A 25711-nucleotide genomic window follows, 5' to 3' on the forward strand; every position below is an offset into this window, starting at 1 on the left:
ATATAAAATCATGGGAATAAAGGAATAGAAAAGAAAACTTTAGACTGTAGGTACTACTTGTAATCTTTAGGTTGGCAACATCCAATATCTCATCAGTAGGTCCGCAATTTCATTTCAGGACGATAGCCTCTCTCCTTCTCCCGATCATTGAGCTGTCGATTCGATAAAGTGGATTTTCTAAGACTAAATCTATCGACAAATATCAAATCACCCATTTAACCGAATAACATTCAGAACAATGAAAAACCTACTGATTATTGTTTTTACACTTGCCTCATTGAGTGCCTTTGCTCAAACTAACTTACCAGAGGGTAAAGAAACTGAAGTAGCCCATAAATACAGGGTAAGTTTACCTTATTTCATTATTACAGATCCTATCGGAGATTCCTGGGACGATCGACAAAACGTTCAAATGATTGAACTTCATATAAAACGCAACTTAGATGATAAAAACATCATTGGATTAAAATTTGCCACCTGGCGATTGTTTCAACCCATGGGAATCACCTGGTGGGATGGTCTTTTAGATAAGCTTGAGACAGAAAGTGAATTCTATCCGGGACATGTTCGGGAAACCGGAATCGGAATTAGCTATCAACGCATGTTATGGAAAGGGTTATTTGCAACGGTTGAAGTTCTACCTCAACATCAAACCTACTTGGATTTAGACGGTAATAAAGTTGGAAATGGTTTTAAAGTATATAATTCCTATCACTTGGGATATCATATCTCAATCGGTAAGAAAAAACGATTTTTCATAGAACCTCAGGTTCATAGTCAGCACTGGATGTTTGAGACGAAGGCTCCTGAAGGATTTAAGGAGCTGGACGATAAATGGAGAAATTATTTCCTGTTTGAGCCCAATATATACGTAGGGTTTAATTTCTAAAGTATAGCTGCCTTGCAGCAGCAGTAGGATAAGCCCAAAAAATAACTCTACAAACAAAGACTCATAACCTGATACTATGTTCAAATCAAAAAAAGGAAAGAAGGAAATACTTCATCTCTACGACAAAAAATTGAAAAGCCTTAATCTAGATTTTGAGTATTTAACGATACAAACCAGTTTTGGAAAGACCAATATCATAGCTACGGGAGATTCTGAGAACCCGCCGATAATACTTGTTCATGGTTCGAATGGCTGTGCCCCTGTCGCTCTCGAGACCTATGCTAATCTGTATAAGAAATTCAGAGTTTTTGCGGTGGATGTTCTGGCTCAACCTAATAAAAGTGCCCAGAATCGCCTGAGTATGAAAGATGATTCCTATGGAAAATGGATGAATGAAATCATCGCTGACCTAAAGATTGAATCCGTAACTATGGCCGGATTCTCTTTTGGAGGATTGATCATTCTTAAAACGCTGGAATACGATGAGAATAACATCAAAGAAGTGGTTCTCTCAGCCCCCGCTTATATCGTAAATGGAAATCCATTGAAGGCCATATTCGAAGTGTTCATACCGATGAAGATGTACATGAAGACTAAAAAAGTAAAGTATGTTGAGAAGTTTTTATCCCATCTATTTACCGATCGGGATGATTTTGCTATTGAATTTCTTTCCAAAGTCTTTTTAGAGTTTGAAATGGACTTTACCCCGGTTCCGGTCATTGATGCTAAAAAAGCCGGAGAAATCACAACTCCCATTACCCTGTTCGCAGCTCAAAACGACATCCTGTTTCCCGGAAATAAAATGATAAAGCGGGCAGAAAAGATATTTCCGTCTCTGAAAAAAAGTACGCTTTTGGAACACTCAAAACATGTCCAAAACCAGGAACAGAATGAACGAATTGAACGGGAGATCATGAGATAAGGAGCACTTGGTACAATAAGATGCACCCGAAAAGACTACTCAGGTTACTCTAAACGGGCTCAATAAAAAGAAACAATTATGAAAGCCATTAAATGTTTGAAATACGGAGGTTCTGAAAACCTGGTACTGGCAGATGTTGAACAACCAAACCCGAAAAGCAATGAGGTGCTGATAAAAATTAAAGCTACCTCAGTCACCACCAGTGATGTACTCATACGAAGATTGGATGAGCCGCTCATTCCAAAATTTATACTTCAAATCATCTTTGGTTTTGGGAAACCACGCAACCCCATTTTGGGGATGGTATCATCCGGACAAGTGGTAGCAAAGGGCGAAAAAGTAACCTCCTTTCAGATTGGTGATGAAGTATTTGCCTACGGTTCTGTTTCGACTACTAATCACCGCTTTGGGTCTTATGCAGAGTATATATGCCTGCCCGAAGACTGGAATATCGCCCTGAAACCGGCCAACATCAGTCATAATGAGGCTGCCGCGGCTCCCTATGGCGGCTTACTCGCTATGCATCTATTGAGCAAAACCTCCATTCAGAAAGGCGATGAACTCTTAATCTACGGGGCTTCAGGCAGTATTGGGACCATGGCAGTGCAATTAGCCAAAATTGCCGGCGCAAACGTAATCGCTGTTTGTAGCGGCAAAAACGTTGACCTGGTCAAATCGCTGGGCAGTGATCTTGTGATTGATTACACCTTGCAGGGCGCTGAAAAACAGTTATCCACTTATAAATATGTACTGGACGCAGTCGGAAACTCAAAGTCCTCACTACTTAAAGAAAAAAGCAAAAAGGCCTTAAATGTAAATGGTATATACATATCCATTGATACCGGTGTACCTAAAACCCTCAGAAGTGCTTTTATACAATTGAAAAACTACCTCGCAGCAGGGAAAATCAAACCGGTAATTGACAGAGTCTTCCCATTAGAAAAAATGGCCGAAGCCCACGATTATGTTGAGCTCGGGCATAAGCGGGGTAATGTCATCATAAGTATCTCCCTTTGACCTATCTGACATAAACAAAAAGAGGTAATACCTCAAACATACAAGCAACAGAAAGCTTAGCCTTCTGTGCATTGTTTTAGAAAAGCAACAGCACATGTTTTGCCTTATCCCAATATTCACCTACCGGCAAAAAATCCTCTACATAAAAAAAGCCTGACTCGCTTGTGCGAATCAGGCTTTGAGCTCCCCGGGTAGTGGCTTGGAGGGGTTATTTCAGGTTTCAAAGACCGTTACTTACTCACAAAATATCAGTTACTTACAAAATGTAAGTAGAGAAACTTTCTTCCCCCAATGAGTGACTTTATTCAAGTTTAGTCTTACTATGGTTGTACCAAATTTCAACCTAAACATGACTGGATGTCAGCAACTTTTCAAATTGTCTTTAGGTCAGATAAACCTAAGAAAAATGGAGAGTGTCCTGTTTATCTCAGGATCACACAAAACCGTAAGGCCAAATTTATGAGTACCGGGATTTCAGTGGAACCCAAATACTGGAATTCGGACAAAAGAGAAATTCGCAAGTCACACAGAAACGCGAAGACCCTCAATCAAATTTTAAATCTAAAAAGAACCGAAGCCGAAGATGCATATGCGGAGTTAGCTCGTCATGGCCGGGATAACTCAAAAAATATCAAGCGTAAGATAAAGGCCAAGAAGGATGCGGACTTCTTTATATATGCCGAAAATGAAATCAGGGGAAAAACAGAGATCGGTAAGCTATCTCAGGTAAGCCAAACCAAAGTGGCTAAATCCCAGATGGAAGATTATATAGGAGAACCTCTCCTTCCTATTGCTCAGATGGATCATCACTTTCTGGAAGGCTTTCAAAACTATCTGCTCTATCAGAAAAAGAATAAGCCCACTACCATAAAGAAAACCTTTCAGCCCATAAAAAGGATTATCAGGCAAGCCCTGCTGGATCATGTTATTCATGTAGATCCGTTTGTATTCTTTAAAAGGGTGAAAGAGAATGAACCGCCGGAAAAAACCAAACTGACTTTGGAGCAAATTGACCTTTTGAAGTCATTGGACATTAAAAAAGGTTCGTCCAAATGGCACACTCGGAATGCTTTCCTATTTAGCTTCTACAGTGCCGGTATTCGGTTTGGGGATGTCTGTGAGTTGACTTGGGATAATGTCAAAGGCGGACGACTCATCTATAACATGGGCAAGAATGGGAAGAAATTCAGTACCCATCTGAATGACCCTCAAAAAGAGATCCTCTCCCATTACTCCGGTGAAAGAAACCAATTCATCTTTCCCTTTCTAAAAAATGATGTAAAGTATGATGACCTGGGTGATCTTCGAAGAGACATTCGATCACAAAATGCTTTGTGCAATAAGAACCTATCTAACCTCAGAGATCTTGCCAACGACAAAATAGAAAAGGAAGAACTCAAACTACCCTATGTGGAGCATATCTCCTTTCACGTTGCCCGACACTCCTTTGCCCAGCATGCGGTAAATAACGGAGTATCTGTCTATGAACTCAAACAAGTTCTGCGACACGCTAAAATTGAAACCACTGAAAAATACCTTAAATCACTAAATGCTGAGGTCGCCGATAAAACCATCAGCAAGCTATTTTGACTTTAATGAATACAAGACAACACTTTGACGCCATTAAACATGGCAATATGACGAAGCTAGATATCCACAATTTTGTTGATAATGCTACTGATAACTTCAATCCTGTTAAACTGAAAATGCTGCTCCAGGATCTGGATCACTATATCACGAGATTCTACTTCGACATCAGAATAAGACCTTCAGAAATGATCTGGCCTGTTTTTGAGAAAATAAATGAAGATGCAGGACATGAAATTTATACAAACGTTTTAAAAAACATCTGCGGTTTGCCCGGAGCCGAAGAGGAAACTTTTCAAGATGCTGCTTTAGCCTATGTTCAGCAATATGGTTATGAGGCGGTCATAGAATTTACCGATACCATCAAAAACTTCGAAAAGGTTGCTGATGAGATGTACGGCAATGAGTTTACCAATCAGTATCTAAACGAAATTTCACTTACAAAATTCAGAACATATCTGAATGATCAGTTGGTTGAAGCTGAAGAAGAACAGCTGATTGAAAACCAACCGATTGGTCGTCAACCCGTCTTTGATTTGCAGGACACCTTGAACTGGTTTCACGAACTTAAAGGAAATCCGGATTACCAGCATGCCAATGGTTCACCTCACTACAGTAACATTGATTTGGAGCTGATTTCCCGCCACAAAAGAAAATCTGGACAAAAACCATCCATTGACACGATAAAAGTACATCGTAGAAAACTGGGTTTAATGCATACTGGAACACTATCTCGAGGGGTGAAAAAGGGTTAATAACCCTTTTTCATCTGTTTCAGGTTCGCAAAAGTGCGGAAGTTGTGTGCAGTTCAAACAACAACCACAACAAAAGCACACAACTATGCACGCTTATATACCAACCAAAGACGACCTCCAACAACTCATTGAAGCCGCAGTAGAACGCACTATGCAAGAGTGCCTCCCTGATGCCATCCGCAAAGCTACCCGAAAGAAATGGCTGACTACAGAAGAAACCATGAAGCTTCTGAAATGTTCACGTCGTCATATTCAATATCTAAGAGATACCGAACAGCTTCCCTATGTCCAAAATGGACGAACCATCCGGTATGATATCGACGAGATCGAGCAGTTATTGAAAACCCACAAAGTCCAACGAAGAGTTAATTCTTAGTCACTGCGTCAAAAGAGCCTGCTCCACAATGGAGTGGGCTCGATTATTTCAAAAATTTCAACAATTGCCTCTAATGAAAAATACCATACTATCAATACCAAAAAACTTCGATCTAAACACCGCTGAACGACCTAGCGATATCACTATTAACCAACATCAGGCAAATTTAGTCAGCCCGGAAGACCTCCGACTGCCCGCGGAACTTCTACATGAACTGCCACCCTTAGTCACCGACTATCTCGACTACGCCTCACCTCTTTCTGATGCCCCGGATGAATTTCTACTGACTCCTTTCCTGGCGATTGCAGGATCACTTATTGGAAATAACCGGTTTGTCGAACTTGGAGGCATAACCGTCTATCCGGTTATTTGGACGGTTATTTTTGCTGGTTCTTCCACCCTGCGAAAATCCACTTCGGTCAGCATCGCTAAGAAGCCGTTTAAAGGAGTCTTGAAAAAATGGAAGGAGGAACATGAAATCAACGTCATGAATTGGCAAGAAGAAAAAGAATATGCCGAGGATCACAATCAACCCTTTGAAGTACCGTCTCCTGCTAAACGAACTTTATACTGCTCCGATGGTTTCTCAGATCTCACATTCTGGGAAGACCTGAAGAATAACGGAAGCCTGACCTCCACTCCCACCGAATTTACCGCCCTTTGGAATGAGTTAACCAGACCTCGAAATAGTTTAAAAGATTTGGCTCTTTCCATCTTTGATGCGGAAGATTCCATTCGAAGAAATACAAAGAATGCCGGGGATATAGAGCTTCAAAACCCCATTTGGTGCATTGTTGGAGCAACTACCCTTTCCAACTTTCAGAAAACCTTGACGGCCATGGAGCGATCCTCCGGTTTATTGCAACGAATTCTGCCGATTTGCATGAAAGAACGGACCAAACCTTTCAAAGCATTAACGGAATTGGTCAAGCCGGATGAAAAACTTTACAACGAAATATGTACTCTAATTGAAGCCCTATCTGCTCTTCCAAGGCGTCCGGTTTCACTAACCATGGAAGCCGCTGAACTGTACACCAACTGGAGTCATCAGCAGCAAGAGCAAGCGTATGAGCTTGAACAACACATCCCCGATATCGGCGGCTATGTCTCCCGCCTCGATGTCTATACCATCAAGTTTGCATTGATCTTCCAAACCCTGGACAATCATAATTATGCCATTAGCGGGAAGAACATGAAAGCAGCTATTCTGTTGTGTCAGTGGCTCTTCAAGCATATCATCTTCATGCTTCAAAAGAACTACATCTTTAACCGAACCTATTCTGACCGATTGAAAATTCGGGAGCTTTTATCAAAGCAAGGCGGAAAGATGAGCCGAACGGATCTGATGAATTATTCCAACTTTGATAAAGAACAGCTCGATAAGGCGTTGGATAATGAAGTAGAAGCCGGATTTATTGAAAGATTGGTCATTGATACCGGTGGCAGACCCCGCTACGAGTACAAGTTGAAGCCTGAAGGCAACTTAGTTACTTAAATACTTAGAAAGTCCCAGCCCTAAACCACTTATTAAGAAACTAAGTAATTAAGTAGCTATGAATGAGCTAAACAATTCCATCAGTATTTTTAAAAACTTTCAGTCTGAACCAAAGACCATTTCCCTTATACAGTGGCTCCATGCCTGTAAGCATGGATGCAGGTATTCCAAACAGGTCCTTCGGTATCGTGAGACAAAGCAGGATTTTTTAAAGAAATCCCTGCCTTTGGTAACTGTCGGAGCCGTTTGTGAGGGTGGTCGCAAAATGGAACAGGTGATTCACAAAACCGGATGGATTGCTTTAGATATAGACGGTAAAGACAATCCACACCTCTCCAATGCCGAACACCTGCGGGATGAAGTCGCCAACATTCGCAATGTGGCATTCTCCGGGCTAAGCGTATCGGGAAATGGAGTTTGGGCCCTTATCAAAATTGAAAAGCCAGATCAACAGGCAGAATACTTTCATGAAATTCAGCAGGACTTTCTGGAATTATTTGGAATAAAACTGGATATCTCAAAAGGAAGAAACCCCAATGATGCCCGGTTTTATAGCTATGATCCTGACGCCATCATAAAAGAATCCTTCATACCCTATCGAAAACTTTCTAAAGAACTACCCAATTCCCCTGTTTATTTAAATGAATTTGATGATAGTAGAAATTATCAGAAAGATTTCTGTGGCAATGGTACCAGATATGGAGAAGTAGCCCTTCAGAGTGAACTAAAACTCTTAGAACAATCATCCGATGGTAACCGAAACAACCAATTATTTAAAATTTCTGCCCAATTGGCCTCACTGGTTGCCTCAAATTGTTTAAATGAATTCGAAGTTCGCAATCTTTTAGAACATTCAGCCCGATTCATTGGCTTGTCTGACAAGGAAATTCATCAAACCATTGAAAGCGGATTCAAGAAAGGGCTGCAAAATCCCAGAATTTTAAAAGTATCACATGATTCCTTATCCCACAACACCGCAATTTCTTTAAAAGAAAAGCCTCAGATCAATTCTGCACTTTACGGAATGAATCCCTGGACAGGTGAAGTCTTTGATGAGCGTGGTTATCCTAAAAATTGGGATAACGTGCTACCCTTTTAAAAAAACCGCCGGTCAATTGATTAGTTATCTACTGATTTATTAGAGTGATTTTTCTTTAAAAGGCTAAATTGGATGTTATACAGCATATCCAATTCCGTTAATTAACGATTACAGCCGGTTTCTTTGAAAGAATAGAAGAATTACTTGAAATAATTCGTGATTCGCGAAATGCAAATCACTGTTTAATGCTATTATTGAGGCCTTTTTGGAATTCATTTAAAAGAATTGGGCTAATTCGTAAATAGTTAGGTTATTTGGAATAATCGGGCTGTCAGGAATGCTGTTTTATTCCAATTTACTCATATAACTCCGTAGAATTATGCTGTTATCAATCTCTCACGTAAGCTTTCTTTTGGTGAAAAGGTCTATTCAGAGTAAATGTTTTAAATAATAACCGATTTCAATAAATAACCCCTATTTATAAACATTATTTATAAAAAGTAATCGGTTTTAACGATATCGGTACTACCGCCAATCAAAATGAGTATTGCTTCACCAAATCTTCAAAGCGAACCACTTTTTTTCTATCCGTTGCTTTGAATAAAAATGGTTCCACGTCTTTGGCCATTTCTTCCATATCCAGTTGCTGGCATTTTTCCAGAACGACTTCTTTTAAGGTCTCGGCATCAGATACCGAAATTTTATCTTCAAGATAATCGTAGTCGGGCTGAATGTTACGCCCCATCAGAAAAACCATATCAAAGAAGTCTCTGCCTTTATTCCTTTCGCGGTTGACAATAGCATATAACTTTTGAGCCATCAGTAACGGTAATGGAGTGGTCAAAATAGTGGTAAATACCTCGAACCGGTTTAGTACAAACCGTTCAGGCTCATAGTCAAAATGCTGTGGCTCGGTATCTAATTGAATAAGAATCTTTTCTTCTTTATGGCCCGATAATCCTTTTTCAAAAAGTAATCCCGGAAACTTGATGTGACAGTGCCAGGCTCCTTTCATCACGGTTTTCATTTCGGTTTCAAATCCTTCTCTGGTGAGTTCCCTTTCAATGAGCTTGGCTACTTTTTCAAAGTCATCTTCACTCAATGAAATATTATCAAAATCGAGATCTTCGGAAAAGCGCTGATTCCCATGTACAATTCGAAGACATGTCCCTCCAAGAAAGCATAGTCCTTTGGCATACGGACTTTCAAAAATGATCTCTAAAATTTTGTATTGCAGGTACTCCCTCAATAAAAATTTAGGATAGCGGTGTAACTGATCCGGGTAAAAGGATTGGATTTCGTCAAGCGTTAGCATTCAAATAGTTTTTTAAGTGATTAATTCGGGTATGTAGTGCATTGGACCCAATATGATTGACATAGGCATCCAGCTTATCCATGGATATGCGGGTTACAATTTCTGCTGCATTCCATCGCAAACTTTCAAATTCTGCCGGACTCTCTATTTCACTGTGCAGGTACAGATAGTCAATGATTGTTTTTTCAGGTCCGGCAATGGTATAGTGGTGGTCATCCCACTGCTGAAGGTGATAGCCAAAAAATAGATCCGGTTTCAGGTTGCGGTATGAGAAATTACCTATCGGTGTATCAAAGGTATTTGTCTTTACCGTAGTGCATGAAGTGATTTGAAAGACTCCTTCCGGTATAAACCCATAAACGGACAAGGCTGATTCCAACGACACATAGGAAGGGCCATAGATGGCATTTGCACAATAGAACAGATAAGCTTCATCAACCTTGTAATCTGTGAACCGATAATATCGATTTCGTAATTTTTGGATGTAGCCTTTCTCCTGCCACTCTACCAGCCTGCGATTGTCGAAATTTGGGAAATGCTTCTCGATCTCACGGACTGAAAAGACCGGAAACCTCTGCATACTTTCTTTGAACTCAAGATAAGTCATATTTTTCATTTCTATTTATTGTTAATAATAACAATTTTTAGAAATAAAATCTCTCTTTAAATCTACGAGATCAAGTTCCACTTGGGAATAGCCCCGGAAAAGCGCCTCAAAGTCCGAGGTATGCTTCTCGGGAGAGGATTTTGAAGGCAAAGTCGTTGGATGGGGTTTTTTAACTCAAAAATAATACCCTAATAGTTACATCCAGCAATAAAAGTTGAAAGATTTGACTATTTATAATATCCGATTAACTTTTACGCATTGTCAATTCAATTAACTACACTAAAGTTATGTCATCGGTTATCGGGATTCTTAATAAACAAGCTGTAGCGTTAGCTGCTGATAGTGCCGTTACTATTTCCAGGAGAGATAACAGAAAGATTTTTAATACGGCCAATAAAATTTTTACTCTGTCAAAATATCACCCGGTTGGGGTAATGGTTTACAATTCCGCTTCCTTTATGGGAACCCCTTGGGAAATTATCATTAAAATGTACCGGGATCAGCTAAAAAATAAATCTTTCAAGACTGTTAAAGCCTATCAAGAAGATTTCTTCAAATACTTGCGTTCAAATAATTTTTTCAGTGACAGAGAAGAGGAAGACGGTGAGTTGACTGATTTTTTTATTTTCTGGATGAACGTGTTAGTTGAGGAAGTATTGAAAGACCACAGAAATCTACTTTTAAATCCAACTGAGGAAAACAAAGAAAAATTTCTAAACCGCTTCGCGGAAATGGTCACTAAGTTTACTAAAAATGTGAATGGGCGGGAATTATGCACTGACTTCAAAAACTATACTCAACGCTCATTTAGTGCCTATACCAAAGATATTTTTGATCAATGTTTACAATGGATTTTTGACCCGTTAGAGCTTGAACTAAAAGATAGCCTAAAATCGAAACTGCGGAAATTTCTCTTTTATCAGACAACTACCAAAGACTTTTATCGCAATTATACCGGTTTGATTTTTGTAGGGTATGGCGACAAAGAAATTTACCCGCAATTGATTCCTGTCCATGTATCATTTGTACTCGATGAAAAACTGAGAGCTTTTGTTGACGTTGATAATCAGGCCCAAATTTCCTCAAAAAATAGTGCCGCTATTCGGCCATTTGCACAGACTGATGTGATTAATACTGTACTTTCAGGGATTGACCCAGAGTTGGATTCTTTTTACACAGACAATTTCATGAAATTTCTACAAAAATATAATCGGCTCGTAGCAAAGACGATAGAGGATCAGTCTCAGGAACTTGCAGATGCCATTCTTGGTTTAAATTTAGAGAAAGTAGTCAAAGAATATATTGATGAAAACTTCAAGATCCGGCGGGAGAATTACATAAACCCTTTGATGAGTGCCGTTGGAAGCCTCTCAAAGGAAGACCTCGCAGAAATGGCGGAAAGTTTAATTTACTTAACGTATCTTAAACGCAGAATTACTTTTAAAGAAGAAAGTGTGGGCGGTCCGGTAGATGTAGCCCTTATCACCAAAGGTGATGGATTTATCTGGATAAAACGTAAACACTATTTTGATCCGAAACTTAATCACCACTTTTTCAAAAACTATCTGGAATGACCGAGCAACCAACAGATAACACAAGCCGTCGCTTTGATCCTCATGTAGCCGCTGACTTGTGGCGGAAAAAAGAGCAAGAACAAGAGGAACGTAAAGTGATGAATCCTGAAAAACTTGCTGAAGAAGTTTCTGACCGGCTGATTAGAATTATTGAAAAGGAGATGAAACGACAGCAGCCTAAAAAAACAGGGTAAGCCCCCTACCTAATCCTTCTTAGGAGGATTTGTCTTTGTAACATCCGGACGCGGAGGCTTTGTTTTGCTGTTGTGCCTAACTCTTTTCTTTTCCGGATACTTTGTAGTGCTTTTCTTTTTCTTTGAATCGCTCATTTTTTAGGTGGCTTTTTACCTTGACTTGCTGATGGTCTAGGTGGTTTGGTTTTTCCTTTCTTTACTGGTACCGTTTGTTGTGTTTTTTTAGCCATGATCTATAGATTAATGGTGAAGAATAGTACAAAAACCGTTATTGCTGCAATTAAAAACCCAAATGACCAGTTATTCAATCGGTTCGTCCTTTCATCTTGCTCATCACTTTCGGTGTGTTTTCCTTGTAACTCAAGAGTTCCCGCTTTAATGGCTGATTTATGGGACAATAGGATAAGCAGTAATGATATGACAAATCCCGCCCACGAAGCTATCATAAGAAACTTCCAACCTGCTTCATCCAAATCAACTAAGTCTTTTACGAAGCCCAACGTCAAAATCAATCCCCCGCTGGATAAGTACACAATTAGTTTGTCAAACTGTTCTTGGGCATAATCCCGCATCTTTCGGACAGTTGCTCTGTATTCTTCTAATTCTTTTTCTTGGTCTGTCAAACTTTTACTGTGTTTCTATTTACAATTCCTCCGGCTCCAGTAACTGAATCAATCGCTATATGTACGATCTATAAGAATGTACTTAATTATCCAAAGGGAATTGAGATTCTTTTTCCACAAATTTAGAACAGGGTTAACCACAGAAGTATCTTTTTGATAAAAAACATAAACAACTAGTGAAGATCTTAGAGTGATTAGCTTATAACTATATTAGATAATTCTTTTAAGCTAATGCACTATTTCAATTTTAACTGCTTGTAGTATTCCTTAACAATGGGAATAAAATTTTCAAAATCGGTTTTACTTTCAATAGATGTAGTTACCCATTTTCCATCTTGATTGTAAGTACCCAGCCTGAAATTTTGTCTTCTTGGATCTATATAGGCAAGAACATTTCCTTCATATTTAATTGAGATAGAATATTTGAGTGGTTCTGGTTTAATTTTTTCTTTGTCCCAACTTTTAACCTGTTCTACAACCCATTTTGCCAATTTTCTGCTTTCAGAATCTTTAATGTAATTGTATCTCTCATCTAGGGTATATGATTGAATTCTTTCAGGAAGACTGGGAGCATTTACCTCATTATAAATTAATATGATGTCATCGCTTCCCTCGAATTGAATACTTTGAAATGATATTAATGTTATTGGTATATCAATCCATTTTATTCTATTCAAAAGTTGAATGGAAAAACTTGGTGCAATTAACATTAATCTTAATTCCTGCGATGGATCTATATCAAGCTTACTATATGCTCTGGCATACCCTTCTATATTTCGATTCACATAATCATAATAGTCAATCGCTTGATCAAGCATTGAATCATTTTCAGTCACTTTCAGTTCGGCTACTACAAGTGATTTCCCTGCGTCTCTAAATAAAACATCTAATGGGCCCCTTGTTGTAAACGACTGGTGATCTACAAACTCTAGTTCATCTTCAATTAAATGTGGAGCCTTTCTTACAAGATCTTCCAACTTCGTCTCACTTATATCAACTGTTTTATAATTCTTCATACCCTATATGGAATATTATTTCTACTGCGTTATTACTTAATCTCATCCCACACTCCCCTCCACAATCCCAATCTCCTCTTCACTCAAGCCATACAGCTCATACACCAGTTGGTCAATTTCGGCTTCCAGTTTGCTGGTGTCGGTTTCGGGGTTTTCTTTTTTGGCCGCGAGGATTTTACTGACTAAATCACTCAACTCCTCTTGAGATTTAGAAACTTTGATAGGTAAAGTTTTAAATTCACCTACTCTTATTTTCGGGAATAAATCGTCAAACTCATTTCTTTCATACCTGAAAAACCAAACCATCAATTTAGATCCAAGTATTCCTAAGACATATTTTGGATCAACCTCTTTCTTAATTGGTTTTGCTATGTATAAGCTTCTATCAATTATTATATCATCCTCCAACAAAGTACAAATAAACCGATCTCCTAAAATCTCTCTCATCACTATCCTTTGACCAGTAAAAAATTTAGGATCTCTTGGGGCAGCAAGCCATTCACCGTAACTTATAAAGTGTTTTTTGTCCCACTTGGTAACAAACCAATCAATGTGTTTACCTCTAATTTCAGGTACAAAAGTTTCATCTTTTGCGTGATCGGAATGATACACTTTGTTCTTTATTACATGTTGGGACTGCCCTGTGTATTTATCATAAGGATTTACCCCTCTTGTAATATCAAACAATTCTTCAATATTTTTGCTCTCACTCCTAATTTTATCTAAAATCTTTTGAGCAAATTCGCTTACTAAGACATTAAATATCAGACCTTCGTTATTTGCAAATCTTAAAGAGTTTATTTCATGATTAATAGTTACCTCCTCTTCTTTGAAGTGCCAAACTTTTAAGGACTTCTCTTCTTTGGACTTTTTTCCTAAGAATATTAAGGTATCTACTGTAGCCTCTTCAAAAGCGTTTGAGATATTGGGATTAACTGAGATAAGGGGAATATTATCTAATACGAATTTTCTACATTTTGTCATGGTCATGTTTTTCAACCATGAATTAGGTGTAATAAAACTTATATATGCATTCTGTTTAATTAAGTTTGCTCCTCTTTCAATGAAGAAAACATATAGATCTAATTGATATTCAGCAGTCTCAAAATTTGAACGTAAGTAATCTTTTTGCTCTGGCACGTTTGTTCCTGATAAATAAGGCGGATTCCCAATCACCACATCAAAGCCAATATATTTGCCCTCTTCATCCAGCACTTCCGGGAACTCGAAGCGCCATTCAAAGGCCTGGTTATAAAACGCCCCGCTTTCTTCATCGGCTTTCTGCTCCTCCAGTTTTTCTACTTTCTTTTTCTGCTTTTTAATGTCCTTTTTGGTGAATTTCTGCTCGCCAAACAGGTCGGCATTTTGCATTAGCTCCAGCCTGCCCCGTTCTTTGGAGAGCTTTTTGTTAATGGGACGGATATTGGTCAGCGTGGTGGTGTATTCTTCCTTAATCTCACCAATGAGGTTCTGAAGTCGCTTTTTTTCGGAACGGTCACCCGTGTGTTTGTAATTGCGCACGGCTTCCTTATAGTCCTCCAGCGAATGATCGCTATCCTTGAACACCGAAGACAGATCACTGTCCAACTCAAACCGGCTGACCAGCGAATTACCCTGCTTAATGTTAATATCAATATTGGGCAATACTTCCAGTTCCAAATACTCGCTTCCTGGCGTGTAAAAGGCTCGCTTCAGCAGTTCGATCCACAGCCGCAGCCGGCATATTTTCACTGAATTGGAATTGATATCTACCCCAAACAAACAGTTCTCAATCAGGAATCTCTTTTCGTGAAAAAGCGCCTGCTGTATGCGCTGTCGCTCGGAGGCTATTTTTCGAGAAGCCAGTGTTTGTCCCTGCCAGGTGTGAGACACATCATACTCAAACAATTCATCATCCCCGTAACTGACAATTAACTCATCATTTTCGACCATCACGTTCAGGTCCCGAAACGCTTTGCCGTCCACATCACATAAAATCCCCAAATCGGATTTTATGGCCAGCAGCTCATTCAAACACGACACCAAAAAATGACCGGAACCCACAGCCGGATCACAAATAGTAATGGAATTAACGATCTCATTAGCCTCTTTAATAGAGACGGATCGGTTCGGGCCAATATGATTATAGAGATCTGAAATAGTAAGCTCTTCCCCGTTTTCAATCCCTCCGTACTCAATAAATTTATCAACCACGGCTTTTCTTAAGGTCTCTCGTGCCATGTATTCGGTAATGAATCCCGGCGTATAAAACGAGCCGTCCTTATAACCGTTTATCTTTTCAAAGATCAGTCCCAGCACCGAGGCATTAATAAGCGATTTACGTTCGCTTCGGATTTCCTCTTTTCCTTCCGCAGAAAAGTCAAAGGCTTCCAGAAACCGGAAAAGATAATCAAGAGTTGAAAGCTCGTTCCCTCGCAACTCATTCAATACGCTGCGATTGTACACCGGCATGGTGGTATCGGTTAGACCGGAAATGCGGGTTGTATCATGCTCCAGGTCCGAGACATCAAACAACGAACTGTTCAGGTACGGGATATGGCCGAATTTCTCCTTTATGGCCTCACTACGCTCCTCCGTTCTGCGGGCAAGCACCTGGAAGAACAGGGTATTCAAGGCATCAAAGCCAGCCAATTCTTCACTGTTCAGGAATTTGAATTTCTTGTCCCCCCGGTGATAGCGGAATAGCTGGGCTTCCAACAGCTTCAGGAACAGCACCCGGTTCATCCACGTAATGCAAAGTTCCAGGGCTACACCGAATAATTGATCATCTTTGTCTTCCCCGTAATTTTTAACAGGTTCGCTAAGCGTACTCAAATGATCTTCCGCATCCAATATGCGAATAGTGTTTTCGATCATGGAGCCGGGATTTCGATGCTCTTCGCTTACCCGACGAATGTAGCGGGTGTTGCCTTCTGTGGTCTCTTCCAGCCCAAGGATATATAGCAGTTCGCGATAGAATTCCCGGTTCAGGCTGTTGCTGTCATTGGCAAACGATTCTTTCAGCAGGTGAATGGGAGTAAACAGCTTGAAAAGCGGAATGAGTTTCTTTTCGTAATCGCTGCCTTCTTGTCCACCCAATAATTTCCGGGTTTTATCCAGCGGAATGTACAAACCTGTTATAGACGTATCCTGTTGGTCTATATATTTCGCGATTTCATTGTACATGAAATCATTGTTGGAGGACACTTTTTGGTCGGCCTTCCAGCTTTTCCACGTTTTTCTAAGCACAGACGGTTTGTAGAAACAGCGTTCAAATTCCTGTGCATCAAAAATAAACCAATCGTGCATGTTGGTGATGATGACATGCTTTAGATCGGTGTTCCCTTCCTCAATGCGCTGCTCCAGGTAATACAATACCGCTTCATGCAGAGCTTTTTTGTTGAAGTTATCCTTGGTGATCATCTCCGCTTTATTCCCCGGACGCTTCACCTCCATTAGCACACCTACCGGATCATTCTTTTTAGTGCCGGTATAAATGGCTAAATCAATGCGCCCACTGGTATTGATCTTGTGATCATCAAAGCCAAGTGCTTTAAAAAAGGGTGGCAAAAGGTTTTTCAGATGTTCTTCATGCTCATCTGCTTCAACTGCATGATCTATTTGATCCAGTACCCCTGATAAGACATTCTTAAAATTATCAAACTCCGGTCGCTCTACCGGTTCTTTTAGAAAAGCTTTATTGATCCCCTGCCGAACTGTTTTTGTCTGTAGCTGCATGTGCAATAATTTCCTCTATTATTAACAATGGATTATAGGGAAAGCGGACCATTAAGAAAAGGAAAGTTGTGTGTTCAAAAAAGCTCGGATTAAAAGGTGTATGTATATGAATTAATTGCAGGAAGTAGAAACCTAGCCATTCAACATCAAGATCATTATGCCAATGTGAAAAGGTGAGGCTACCACATCTTAACACTATCATTTCATCCACTTTAATCTCATCCCATTCAAGATCACTAACATTACTGAAAGCTCGTGAATGAGCATTCCGCCGGCCATGTGAACTTCCCCGGCAAATACGCCGGTAAGCAGTGCCGCAACGGTAATGAGTGCTATCACCACGTTTTGGCGGATGTTTCTTAGGGTGAGTTTGGAGATGCTCAGCGCTTCGGGAATTTTGGTGAGATCATCTGCCATCAAGGCAATATCGGCCGATTCTATGGCTACATCGGTTCCGGCAGCTCCCATCGCAATGCCGATGTCAGCATCGGTAAGTGCCAGTGCATCATTGATGCCATCACCTACCATCGCCACACGGTGTCCGTCTGCTTTTAGCTGCTCAATGATCTTATGTTTGTCCTCGGGAAACATGCGAGAATAAATGGTTTTGATGCCCACTTCTTCAGCAATGCTTTGGGCGGTTGAATCAGTATCTCCGGTTAACATGACCAACTCCTCTATGCCAATTTCACGAAGTTTTCGAATAGCAGAAGGAGCATCGGGGCGGATGGTATCAAACAAGCCAAGTCCACCGATCAACTCTCCGTTTTTTGCTACCAGCACCACCGTTCGTCCTTTCCCTGAAAGTGCTTCGATATGCTGAAGCGCCTCATCATCCACCCTAATATTCTTTTCTTTCATGAATGATGGATTGCCTACCAAGATTTCATTTTCCAAATAGCCTGCAGATACACCAAATCCGGTGTACGACTGAAACGAATCCGCCTCAGGGACTTCTTGCCTGTTTCGGGCTTCCTCCAAAATGGCTTTTGCCAACGGATGTTCGGAACCGGATTCGGCAATACCGGCCCAATATAAAACTTCATCTTCAGTAATTTCAGACTCAACTTCTTTCTCGAAACCGTCAGGTACTTTTTTGGATTGAAGACTAAATACTTCAGTCACTTTTGGCTTGCCCTGAGTCAGCGTTCCGGTTTTATCGAACGCCAAAGCCGAGATCTTTCCGGCATTCTCCAAATATTCTCCTCCCTTAATGAGGATGCCTTCTTTGGCTGCCCGACCAATTCCGGTAATCACGGAAATGGGCGTAGAAATAACTAATGCTCCCGGACATCCAATCACCAACAAGGTAATCGCCAGTTCAATATTTTGGGTAATGATGAAAGAGATCACACTTAACCCCACAATACCGGGTGTGTACCAGCGAGCAAAACGTTCGATAAACCGCTGTGTAGGTGCTTTGGCATCCTGGGCTTCCTCCACCCTGCGGATGATCTTGGCCAGCGTAGTATCCGCTCCGGCTTTGCCTGCCCGCACAAAAATGCGTCCGTTTTGGTTGATGGTTCCTGCAAATACCTTCGAGCCCTGCTTTTTGTCGACGGGAATGGATTCCCCGGTGATGGCGCTTTCATCCACCGAACTTTCCCCCGATTCTACCTTTCCATCCACCGGAATTCGGCCTCCGGGTTTTACCTGGACCAACATATCTTTTTCTACTTCTTGCGCCGGGATAGTCTCTGTTTCATCTTCACGAACTATCGTTGCTGTTTCCGGAACCAATTCCACCAGGTTTTTCAAGGTTTTGCGGGTATTCTGAAGAGTTCGGCTCTCCAACCATCCCCCCAGCAAAAACAGGAAGGTGACGGCCGCCGATTCCCAGTAGATCCCAATTAAAAGTCCACCGATGGCCGCAATACTCACCAGCAGCTCGATGTTGGTTTGACGGTTCTTCAGTCCCAGCCAAGCTTTTTGGATGATCTCATAACCGGCAACTAAAGCCGCTAAAATCATCAAAGCATTGCCAGTGAATGTAGCCTCCATCACCCCAAAAAAGAACCAGCCTGACAAGATTGATATACCACTAACAATCAGCAGTATCTTTTTGCGGGATGTTGGGTTTTTGAACATGGAAGTAAATTGGCTGAAAAGTGTCATCATTCTAAATTCTTTGGTTAAAAAAGACCTGTCAGGTTTCATAAACCTGACAGGTCTGACTTTGAGTTGATCTAAAACGGAGAAACCGTAGCCGAATAGCCCGACTGCTGAACAGCAGCTAATAGGTCATCTTCGGTTACTAATTCCGGGTTGTGATCTACTTCGATTTTGCCGGAATTGAATTTCACGGTTGCTTTTTCAATGCCCTCCATGCTGTTCAAATTGGATTCGATGTTGTTCACGCAAGAGGGGCAATTCAGTTCGTCACTTCTTAGGATGGTTTTAGTTAGTGTCTTCATGGTTATTGATTGTTTGTTTTATTAGAAATTATCAGTTGGAATAAACATTGATATGTGTAATCTCTATTCCCGAAAAATCGGAATTAAGGAAGAGCGCCCCGAGGATTTTACCTCGGGTGCTCCGAGTTTAAGATCCTCAATGGCTATGTGGGGTTGCGTTTTCAGCTTTAACTGCTTCATAAACCGGCTCCACATAATGCATGAACTTCACATATTTGTGCACAAACTCGCGGCCGGCCTCTATGTTTTCAGGATTGTAATCTTTGGCTTCAATCATTTCATCAAAATGCTTGTGAAGTCCTTCTTCAAAGGTTTTCACAATGAGGTTTCGTACTTCTTTTAATGAACCGGTTTCAAGGGCATTATCTCCGGCGGGAATGGCAGGTCCAAAATCGGTGCCGGCTGGCTTTAATCCGGTATATGGTGCACCTTCAGATTCGCGATGCAGGCGAACCAAGGTTTCAAGGAAATGGCGATCGGCGACTTTCCGTACCTTCTCATTCATATCCCTGATTTCCAGAGTTTCACTAAATGTAGTTTGGACTTCCCTTTCTTGTTCTTCGGTGATCCACTTGAGTACCGGGGTGATATCGCCGTTTTCAAGAGCGATTTGAGCGTCTTGCACTACCGGACCATCCATGCTGTCGCAATGAGCCTGCGAGAGGATGGGGGTTAATGAAAAGAGGGTTACAAGTAGGAGTGTAAGTAATGTTGATATTTGAGTATTCATAACTGTTAGTTTTTGGGGTTCTTGATTTTCATCCCCAATCTAACAGTAAGAGGTGCGCACTAAAATGATGTAGATCAATCAGACTACTTCAGTTTTAAGAGTCTTTACTCTTAAAATATATACCTCTATTTTGGATAATCCATCTATTTCCTTGGTTAACAAACTAAAGGCATTTTTCAAACTTCTTTCTGAATTAGAATTACGTTCGTACAAGCATGACAAACAGCAGTAAGAGTCAAACCATCAACCAGAATTTCCCCGACGATATGCGCAAAAGTTTCGACAAACTACGCAACCAATGCCCGGTTGCCAAGGATGCAAGCGGCCACTGGCAGGTAATGGACTACGCAACCGTGGAACGAATCTTGGAAGACCCTCACACTTTTAGCAACCAAGTTTCAAGTCATCTTTCAGTACCCAATGGAATGGATCTTCCTGAACACACCAAATACCGTGTACTGATTGAACCCTATTTTTCAGAGAGTGTAATTAATCGGTTTGAAGATGATTTCAGGAAAACGGCCCGTAAGCTCATCAGTAATGCAAAAAAGCAAGATGCAGCTGAACTCATGGGAACCCTTGCCCGGCCTTATGCAGGGCGCGTACAATGTGCTTTTCTCGGATGGCCGGCTTCCCTGGCAGATACGCTCATAAGCTGGACGATGGAAAATCAGCATGCGGCCCGTATTAACAACCGTGACCGGTTGGATGAACTCGGGCAGGAATTTGAGGAGCTGGTTGCAGAAATCATGGAACAGCAGCGTTCATCCTTAAAAAATAATGCGCCTTCAACCCTTACGCAGTCGCTGATGAACGAAGAAGTAGACGGGCGCAAATTAACCACTGAAGAACTCACCAGCATATTACGTAACTGGACAGTTGGAGAAGTAGGATCTATTTCAGCTTCTATTGGAATCATAATACATTTTTTGGCCCATCATCATGAAGTGCAGGAGCAGCTTCGGAATCATCCCGAAAAAATAACAGACGCCACTGATGAAATTCTTCGCATCCACGGGCCACTTGTATCAAACCGAAGAAAGACCACCTGTCCCGTACAGCTAAACGGCGAAAAAATTGAGAAAGGTGAAACTATATACCTCAACTGGATATCTGCCAACCGAGATGAAGCCGTATTTGAAGCACCTGATGAATACCGGGAAGATCGTGATTCCAAAAAAAATCTTTTATACGGGAAAGGCATTCACGTTTGTCCTGGTGCACCGCTGGCCCGCATGGAGCTTCGGATATTCCTGGAAGAATTGTTTGCGCAAACCCAGGTTATTTGTCCCTCACCCGGCTCCAACGAATGCTACGAAACCTTGCCCGCCAGCGGATTTTCATACCTGCCCTTAACCTTTAGATAATGCGGCCCATATCTTGACCACTAAGCAGCCACAAAATATTCTAACTGGCTTACATTTAAGAATTAGCCCGAGACAACTGTCGCAGGCATGGATTCTGTTCAGCATTTTCGCGCTAATTTTAGCCGGATTTCTTTCCCTATTCATAATGTTGGGGCGCGCTCCGTACATCAACGATTGGATGTTTGGCACCGAATGGATGCGACGCATCCTAGTAGTGCACGTCAATCTCGCCCTTACAGTCAGCTTTTATGCTTTCATCACGGGGCTGTTCTTGATGATTCCATCCTCTCAAACCTTCATAAATAAAAGGCAGCTTCTATCTTTTGGAATGGCATTGGCAAGCACTCTTGTACTTACCATCAGCGGCTTCATTCCGATTGGGGAACCTATTTTATCAAACTATGTGCCCGTTATTGACCATCCCATTTTTATTGTCGGTCTTTGTTTTTTTGCATTGTCGCTAATCCTCACGTATTGTGATGAACGCTTGCTACCGAACTTTGTAAGATATACATATATCAGCGAATTCAACTTTCCGGTTTCGATCATTCCAATACTACAGTCGGCCGTTATAATCCTTGTTATCGGTGTACTTAATTTTCTCCATGCCTGGGTGATTACTCCTGCAGAATTATCCCCGGAAGTCTATTTTGAATTAGTACTTTGGGGCGGTGGACATGTACTACAGTTCACAAATATGGCTGCTGGTGCAGCAATTTGGGGATTGCTTTTCCACAGTACAACTCAGAAACATTTTATGTCTTATCGCACCAATTTCATTCTTTTTGGACTATACGCATTACCCCTGTTTTTTACACCTTTTTTGCTGCTCGAAGGCACAACTACCGCTTTGTATATCACAGGGTTTACCCGTTATATGCAGTGGGGCATTTTTCCGGTTATTACGGTTGTAACAGTGATTGTAATTATTAGGATGATCCAGAACAGGACCTTTTTTAAGCTCAAAACCATCCTGTCTAACCCGGCCTATACGGGACTTGTTTGGAGTCTATTTTTAACTATTTCCGGCTTCATCCTCGGGGCAATGATTCGAGGTTCAAATACGATGGTGCCCGCTCATTATCATGCAACACTTGGAGCTGTTACCATAGCCTTTATGGCTGGTACATATGAACTTATGGGGTATTACGGTTATCCGTCGCCATCATGGAAAAGTAAAAAGCAGGAAGCTATTCAATTACTTATTTTCGGTGTTGGGCAGACTATTTTTGTAAGTGGACTTGCCGTGGCCGGAACGTATGGATTGGCACGCAAAGTTTTTGGGGAGGAGCAACTTATATTATCTCCAGAAATTTATGTCGGTCTTGGTTTACTGCTCGTTGGTGGCTTAACTGCTATTTTGGGTGGAATTCTATTTCTAAAAAATATACTTGCATATATTCGCCCATAAACCTTAAACACAATCTACTTTACTTGGTCCAGTAATACAGTAGATTGTAAAGAAGCACTTCTCCCCTCTTCGAAGCCTCTTCCGATTTAAGAAGCATTTGTTCAGCACTTTGCACATGATCCCCGGATTCCCGATATCTCCCCCAATTATTGATCATTGCCTGTACTTCTGGGCGTCCTATTTCAAGATGAAACTGCAAGCCGATAATATTTTCGTTCACAACAAATGCCTGATTGGTACAAAGTTCAGTGGAGGCCAAATGTACGGCTCCTTCAGGTAAATCAAATGTATTGCTATGCCAGTGATATACCATCGGATCTTCCCAGTGTTTAGTCGCGGGGTGAGTTTTACCTGTCTCTGTAAGGTTGATAGGATACCACCCAATTTCATGATCTTTTGCCGGATGCACAGATTTACCCATAACATGAGCAATCAGTTGTGCCCCAAAGCAAATTCCCAAAACCGGTTTTCCCAAACCTATCATCTTTTTGATCAATTCTTTTTCACCGGTTAACCATGGATACTTTTCCTCATCTTCAATATTCATGGGCCCACCCATCACAATTAGATAATCCACATCATCCACAACAGGAAGTGAATGATCATCATAGAGATTGATCTTTTGAAGCATAAAACCCTTTTCCTCAAGGTAAGTCTCAATCATACCAGGCCCTTCGAAAGGAACGTGCATAAGGCAATAGAAAACTGGATTAGACATTATTGGAGGTATTGAATTTAGGTTAAGACCTAGGATCGAGTGGACGGACTGTCATATCGTTTACAAGAAAATTATCCGGTGTTTGTAAAATGTGAACTATCATTTCAGCAAGATCATCCGGCTGCAACATGTTAGCATGTGATTCGATTCCTGATTCTTCAAAAAAATGAGTGTCTATAGAACCTGGGTTGAAACACGTTACTTTGATATTGCTAAAGCGCAGTTCTTTGAACAGAGCCTCACTAAATCCCTGTACGCCAAATTTGGTAGTACTGTAGGCCGATTTCGTCATGCCGGAGGTTTTTCCGAGGATGGAACCCACGTTAATGATATGGGATGACTCGGCATTGGCTTTCATCAATGGCACGACCTCCCTTGTTAAAAAATACATTCCGTTTATATTGGTATCCATCATTTGCTTCCACTGCTCAAGAGGCAGTTCCTCAATTTTACCAAATATCCCTGCCCCCGCGTTGTTGATGAGGATATCTGGACTGTATCCATCGTTGAAAGTCTGGCCAAACCATTCCGAAACAGCCGCTTGATTGGTAATATCCAGGGTAACTGGAAAAAATAAATTTCCCAGCTCTGTTTCCATTTTATTCAATTTTCCGGATGAACGTGCCAATCCGAAAACCCGAACCTGAAGTTTGGTTAACTGACGTGCGATAGCGGCTCCAAGCCCACTGCTGGCGCCGGTAACAATAGCTGTTTTATTTTCTAAAAACATGTATACTGATATTTATAAAGTTGATAATAATACTCCCTCTCCTCCAGTGAAATAGATGTATAACGGTATGAAGAGAAAACCAATAGCCAACAGAATGGCGAAGAAGATGCTGAATACATAGAACAAATCAGAGAATCTTCTTCTCTGCATGGAAAGAGAGGTTAATGCACTCCAGAATCCATGAGCCAGGTGAGCAGCGAGAAATAGCATCACCGCCGTATATCCAAAGGCGTGCCACGGATTTTGAAAGGTCGAAATGACCAAAGATTTCAGGTCCCGAACTTCTACCCCATTCAGCGTTATCATTTCCACCGGACCGAATTTGAAATCGTTGAGATGGACAATCAAAAACAAGAATAGTACAATACCGGAAATTGCTTTGGTCCGTGCATGCCAGGTATTATGTGCAGGCTCTCCTCTGGTTTGATAGGTATCATATCTATCCGAACGCGCTCGTTTCCGTTTTCTCCAAATAGATATACCTACGATGGCATGTACCAAGAATGTAAGTGCCAGAAGGAATTCAAGGATATATAAAATCCATCCCAAACTTTCCAATTGATAGGTGTATTGGTTAAACGCATTTTCGGGGCCAAACAGGGTTAGGTTTCCCGCCAAATGTACCACTACAAAACCGACAAGTGCCAAACCGGTAGCACCATTTAACACCTTCCTCCCGACCTGCGATCGTAATACTTTCATTAATTTCATTTGAAATCTCCGGTTTGATATAAAATTAAATATGTGAACCCATAGACAATAGTGTCTATTCTATGGATTCACAAACCTGTCGCCTGTATATTTAATCAGGTTTGATAAAAAAATTATTCGTGAATTAACTAACTTTGCTATAAGTTTAATGGAGTTTTGGGTTATGCAAAGTTTTTTTCAATAAGATCAATCTCTTTAATCCACAGTTTAAAATTTAACAAACCTTTCCTGATTTCGGATCGATGTAGCATCCGTCCCCGCTGAGAGATCGCTGCCAGTTGAGGTCTGCTTCCAGCTCCCGGAGCCATACTTCGATTTCTTCATCTCCTGAAATAACTGAATCACCATCGTATATTTTCGGGAGATGATTCTCACTGGATCCATTTTCAAGTACTTCCGTTTTGTATGATAGAACCAAATCCTTGAACCGGGATTCAATTTCATCCGCTTTTGGATCATTAGGCTGCCTGATGAGTTTGATCATAGCTGATGTATGCTTAATGT

At 40.9% G+C, this 25711-nt stretch carries 24 protein-coding genes; 12 read left to right on the top strand and 12 right to left on the bottom strand.

From position 1 onward, the window contains the following. Positions 1-238: 238 nt before the first annotated feature. The 8 genes from FN815_RS08970 (at position 239) to FN815_RS09005 (ending at position 8140) form a co-directional block, all read left to right on the top strand. Positions 239-889, top strand: coding sequence for a hypothetical protein (locus FN815_RS08970; protein WP_142454296.1), 651 nt, complete (start codon positions 239-241; stop codon positions 887-889). A gap of 76 nt (positions 890-965) precedes the next feature. Next, entirely contained in the window at positions 966-1811 is an 846-nt protein-coding gene (locus FN815_RS08975) for an alpha/beta fold hydrolase (protein WP_142454297.1), read from the top strand. Positions 1812-1889: 78 nt separating this feature from the next. Beyond that, on the top strand, positions 1890-2828 hold the full coding sequence (locus tag FN815_RS08980; RefSeq protein ID WP_142454298.1) for an NAD(P)-dependent alcohol dehydrogenase: 939 nt from the start codon (positions 1890-1892) through the stop codon (positions 2826-2828). 357 nt (positions 2829-3185) lie between these two features. Beyond that, positions 3186-4418 (top strand): site-specific integrase, encoded by a 1233-nt coding sequence (locus FN815_RS08985; protein ID WP_142454299.1) that lies wholly within the window; start codon positions 3186-3188, stop codon positions 4416-4418. A 47-nt stretch (positions 4419-4465) separates the two neighbouring features. Next, entirely contained in the window at positions 4466-5170 is a 705-nt protein-coding gene (locus FN815_RS08990; protein WP_142454300.1) for a hypothetical protein, read from the top strand. Positions 5171-5255: 85 nt separating this feature from the next. Then, positions 5256-5546, top strand: a complete 291-nt coding sequence (locus FN815_RS08995; protein WP_142454301.1) for a helix-turn-helix domain-containing protein — start codon at positions 5256-5258, stop codon at positions 5544-5546. 73 nt (positions 5547-5619) lie between these two features. After that, the gene (locus tag FN815_RS09000) at positions 5620-7041 is read left to right on the top strand and encodes a DUF3987 domain-containing protein (RefSeq protein ID WP_185957234.1); all 1422 of its coding nucleotides are present in this window, start codon (positions 5620-5622) and stop codon (positions 7039-7041) included. Between the two features lie 58 nt (positions 7042-7099). After that, positions 7100-8140, top strand: a complete 1041-nt coding sequence (locus FN815_RS09005) for a BT4734/BF3469 family protein (RefSeq protein ID WP_142454303.1) — start codon at positions 7100-7102, stop codon at positions 8138-8140. Between the two features lie 475 nt (positions 8141-8615). Here FN815_RS09005 and FN815_RS09010 read toward each other — a convergent pair whose 3' ends face one another. Both FN815_RS09010 and FN815_RS09015 read right to left on the bottom strand, forming a co-directional pair. Continuing rightward, positions 8616-9395, bottom strand: a complete 780-nt coding sequence (locus tag FN815_RS09010) for a nucleotidyl transferase AbiEii/AbiGii toxin family protein (RefSeq protein WP_142454304.1) — start codon at positions 9393-9395, stop codon at positions 8616-8618. Then, entirely contained in the window at positions 9382-10011 is a 630-nt protein-coding gene (locus FN815_RS09015) for a type IV toxin-antitoxin system AbiEi family antitoxin domain-containing protein (protein ID WP_142454305.1), read from the bottom strand. Before FN815_RS09015 ends, FN815_RS09010 begins: the two co-directional genes overlap by 14 nt. A 278-nt stretch (positions 10012-10289) precedes the next feature. Between FN815_RS09015 and FN815_RS09020 the strand changes: the two genes are divergently transcribed. Beyond that, positions 10290-11576, top strand: a complete 1287-nt coding sequence (locus FN815_RS09020; protein ID WP_142454306.1) for a hypothetical protein — start codon at positions 10290-10292, stop codon at positions 11574-11576. Then, entirely contained in the window at positions 11573-11770 is a 198-nt protein-coding gene (locus FN815_RS09025; protein ID WP_069130090.1) for a hypothetical protein, read from the top strand. The genes FN815_RS09020 and FN815_RS09025 overlap by 4 nt, the downstream gene beginning before the upstream one ends. A 233-nt stretch (positions 11771-12003) precedes the next feature. Here FN815_RS09025 and FN815_RS09030 read toward each other — a convergent pair whose 3' ends face one another. From FN815_RS09030 to FN815_RS09055, 6 genes are all read right to left on the bottom strand, one after another. Beyond that, positions 12004-12393: a hypothetical protein gene (locus FN815_RS09030; protein ID WP_142454307.1), complete on the bottom strand. Its 390-nt coding sequence runs from the start codon at positions 12391-12393 to the stop codon at positions 12004-12006. 236 nt (positions 12394-12629) lie between these two features. Beyond that, positions 12630-13409, bottom strand: coding sequence for an endonuclease NucS domain-containing protein (locus FN815_RS09035; RefSeq protein ID WP_142454308.1), 780 nt, complete (start codon positions 13407-13409; stop codon positions 12630-12632). Positions 13410-13451: 42 nt separating this feature from the next. Continuing rightward, positions 13452-17126 (bottom strand): type IIG restriction enzyme/methyltransferase, encoded by a 3675-nt coding sequence (locus tag FN815_RS09040; protein ID WP_142454309.1) that lies wholly within the window; start codon positions 17124-17126, stop codon positions 13452-13454. A gap of 198 nt (positions 17127-17324) precedes the next feature. Further along, complete coding sequence (locus FN815_RS09045) at positions 17325-19241, bottom strand: heavy metal translocating P-type ATPase (RefSeq protein WP_142454462.1); 1917 nt, start codon at positions 19239-19241, stop codon at positions 17325-17327. A gap of 71 nt (positions 19242-19312) precedes the next feature. Then, positions 19313-19540: a heavy-metal-associated domain-containing protein gene (locus FN815_RS09050; RefSeq protein WP_142454310.1), complete on the bottom strand. Its 228-nt coding sequence runs from the start codon at positions 19538-19540 to the stop codon at positions 19313-19315. A 136-nt stretch (positions 19541-19676) separates the two neighbouring features. Continuing rightward, on the bottom strand, positions 19677-20270 hold the full coding sequence (locus tag FN815_RS09055) for a DUF6448 family protein (RefSeq protein WP_142454311.1): 594 nt from the start codon (positions 20268-20270) through the stop codon (positions 19677-19679). Positions 20271-20485: 215 nt separating this feature from the next. Between FN815_RS09055 and FN815_RS09060 the strand changes: the two genes are divergently transcribed. Both FN815_RS09060 and FN815_RS09065 read left to right on the top strand, forming a co-directional pair. Continuing rightward, positions 20486-21637: a cytochrome P450 gene (locus FN815_RS09060; protein ID WP_142454312.1), complete on the top strand. Its 1152-nt coding sequence runs from the start codon at positions 20486-20488 to the stop codon at positions 21635-21637. Between the two features lie 13 nt (positions 21638-21650). Then, positions 21651-23048 (top strand): hypothetical protein, encoded by a 1398-nt coding sequence (locus FN815_RS09065; RefSeq protein ID WP_142454313.1) that lies wholly within the window; start codon positions 21651-21653, stop codon positions 23046-23048. Between the two features lie 19 nt (positions 23049-23067). Here the strand turns inward: FN815_RS09065 and FN815_RS09070 are convergent, their stop codons facing one another. The 4 genes from FN815_RS09070 to FN815_RS09085 form a co-directional block, all read right to left on the bottom strand. Further along, positions 23068-23739, bottom strand: coding sequence for a glutamine amidotransferase-related protein (locus FN815_RS09070; RefSeq protein ID WP_185957235.1), 672 nt, complete (start codon positions 23737-23739; stop codon positions 23068-23070). A gap of 49 nt (positions 23740-23788) precedes the next feature. Further along, positions 23789-24496, bottom strand: coding sequence for an SDR family oxidoreductase (locus FN815_RS09075; protein WP_142454315.1), 708 nt, complete (start codon positions 24494-24496; stop codon positions 23789-23791). Positions 24497-24508: 12 nt separating this feature from the next. Then, positions 24509-25207, bottom strand: coding sequence for a succinate dehydrogenase cytochrome b subunit (locus tag FN815_RS09080; protein WP_142454316.1), 699 nt, complete (start codon positions 25205-25207; stop codon positions 24509-24511). 214 nt (positions 25208-25421) lie between these two features. Next, positions 25422-25691 (bottom strand): hypothetical protein, encoded by a 270-nt coding sequence (locus FN815_RS09085; protein WP_142454317.1) that lies wholly within the window; start codon positions 25689-25691, stop codon positions 25422-25424. Positions 25692-25711 lie beyond the last annotated feature (20 nt).

This window comes from Gracilimonas mengyeensis (assembly GCF_900182705.1).
Taxonomy (GTDB): domain Bacteria; phylum Bacteroidota; class Rhodothermia; order Balneolales; family Balneolaceae; genus Gracilimonas; species Gracilimonas mengyeensis.

Bases quoted from the DNA above. Each gene is read 5' to 3' on its own strand.
- FN815_RS08970 (WP_142454296.1), top strand. From the start codon at position 239: ATGAAAAACCTACTGATTATTGTTTTTACACTTGCCTCATTGAGTGCC.
- FN815_RS08975 (WP_142454297.1), top strand. From the start codon at position 966: ATGTTCAAATCAAAAAAAGGAAAGAAGGAAATACTTCATCTCTACGAC.
- FN815_RS08980 (WP_142454298.1), top strand. From the start codon at position 1,890: ATGAAAGCCATTAAATGTTTGAAATACGGAGGTTCTGAAAACCTGGTA.
- FN815_RS08985 (WP_142454299.1), top strand. From the start codon at position 3,186: ATGTCAGCAACTTTTCAAATTGTCTTTAGGTCAGATAAACCTAAGAAA.
- FN815_RS08990 (WP_142454300.1), top strand. From the start codon at position 4,466: ATGACGAAGCTAGATATCCACAATTTTGTTGATAATGCTACTGATAAC.
- FN815_RS08995 (WP_142454301.1), top strand. From the start codon at position 5,256: ATGCACGCTTATATACCAACCAAAGACGACCTCCAACAACTCATTGAA.
- FN815_RS09000 (WP_185957234.1), top strand. From the start codon at position 5,620: ATGAAAAATACCATACTATCAATACCAAAAAACTTCGATCTAAACACC.
- FN815_RS09005 (WP_142454303.1), top strand. From the start codon at position 7,100: ATGAATGAGCTAAACAATTCCATCAGTATTTTTAAAAACTTTCAGTCT.
- FN815_RS09010 (WP_142454304.1), bottom strand. From the start codon at position 9,395: ATGCTAACGCTTGACGAAATCCAATCCTTTTACCCGGATCAGTTACAC.
- FN815_RS09015 (WP_142454305.1), bottom strand. From the start codon at position 10,011: ATGAAAAATATGACTTATCTTGAGTTCAAAGAAAGTATGCAGAGGTTT.
- FN815_RS09020 (WP_142454306.1), top strand. From the start codon at position 10,290: ATGTCATCGGTTATCGGGATTCTTAATAAACAAGCTGTAGCGTTAGCT.
- FN815_RS09025 (WP_069130090.1), top strand. From the start codon at position 11,573: ATGACCGAGCAACCAACAGATAACACAAGCCGTCGCTTTGATCCTCAT.
- FN815_RS09035 (WP_142454308.1), bottom strand. From the start codon at position 13,409: ATGAAGAATTATAAAACAGTTGATATAAGTGAGACGAAGTTGGAAGAT.
- FN815_RS09040 (WP_142454309.1), bottom strand. From the start codon at position 17,126: ATGCAGCTACAGACAAAAACAGTTCGGCAGGGGATCAATAAAGCTTTT.
- FN815_RS09045 (WP_142454462.1), bottom strand. From the start codon at position 19,241: ATGACACTTTTCAGCCAATTTACTTCCATGTTCAAAAACCCAACATCC.
- FN815_RS09050 (WP_142454310.1), bottom strand. From the start codon at position 19,540: ATGAAGACACTAACTAAAACCATCCTAAGAAGTGACGAACTGAATTGC.
- FN815_RS09055 (WP_142454311.1), bottom strand. From the start codon at position 20,270: ATGAATACTCAAATATCAACATTACTTACACTCCTACTTGTAACCCTC.
- FN815_RS09060 (WP_142454312.1), top strand. From the start codon at position 20,486: ATGACAAACAGCAGTAAGAGTCAAACCATCAACCAGAATTTCCCCGAC.
- FN815_RS09070 (WP_185957235.1), bottom strand. From the start codon at position 23,739: ATGCACGTTCCTTTCGAAGGGCCTGGTATGATTGAGACTTACCTTGAG.
- FN815_RS09075 (WP_142454315.1), bottom strand. From the start codon at position 24,496: ATGTTTTTAGAAAATAAAACAGCTATTGTTACCGGCGCCAGCAGTGGG.
- FN815_RS09080 (WP_142454316.1), bottom strand. From the start codon at position 25,207: ATGAAATTAATGAAAGTATTACGATCGCAGGTCGGGAGGAAGGTGTTA.
- FN815_RS09085 (WP_142454317.1), bottom strand. From the start codon at position 25,691: ATGATCAAACTCATCAGGCAGCCTAATGATCCAAAAGCGGATGAAATT.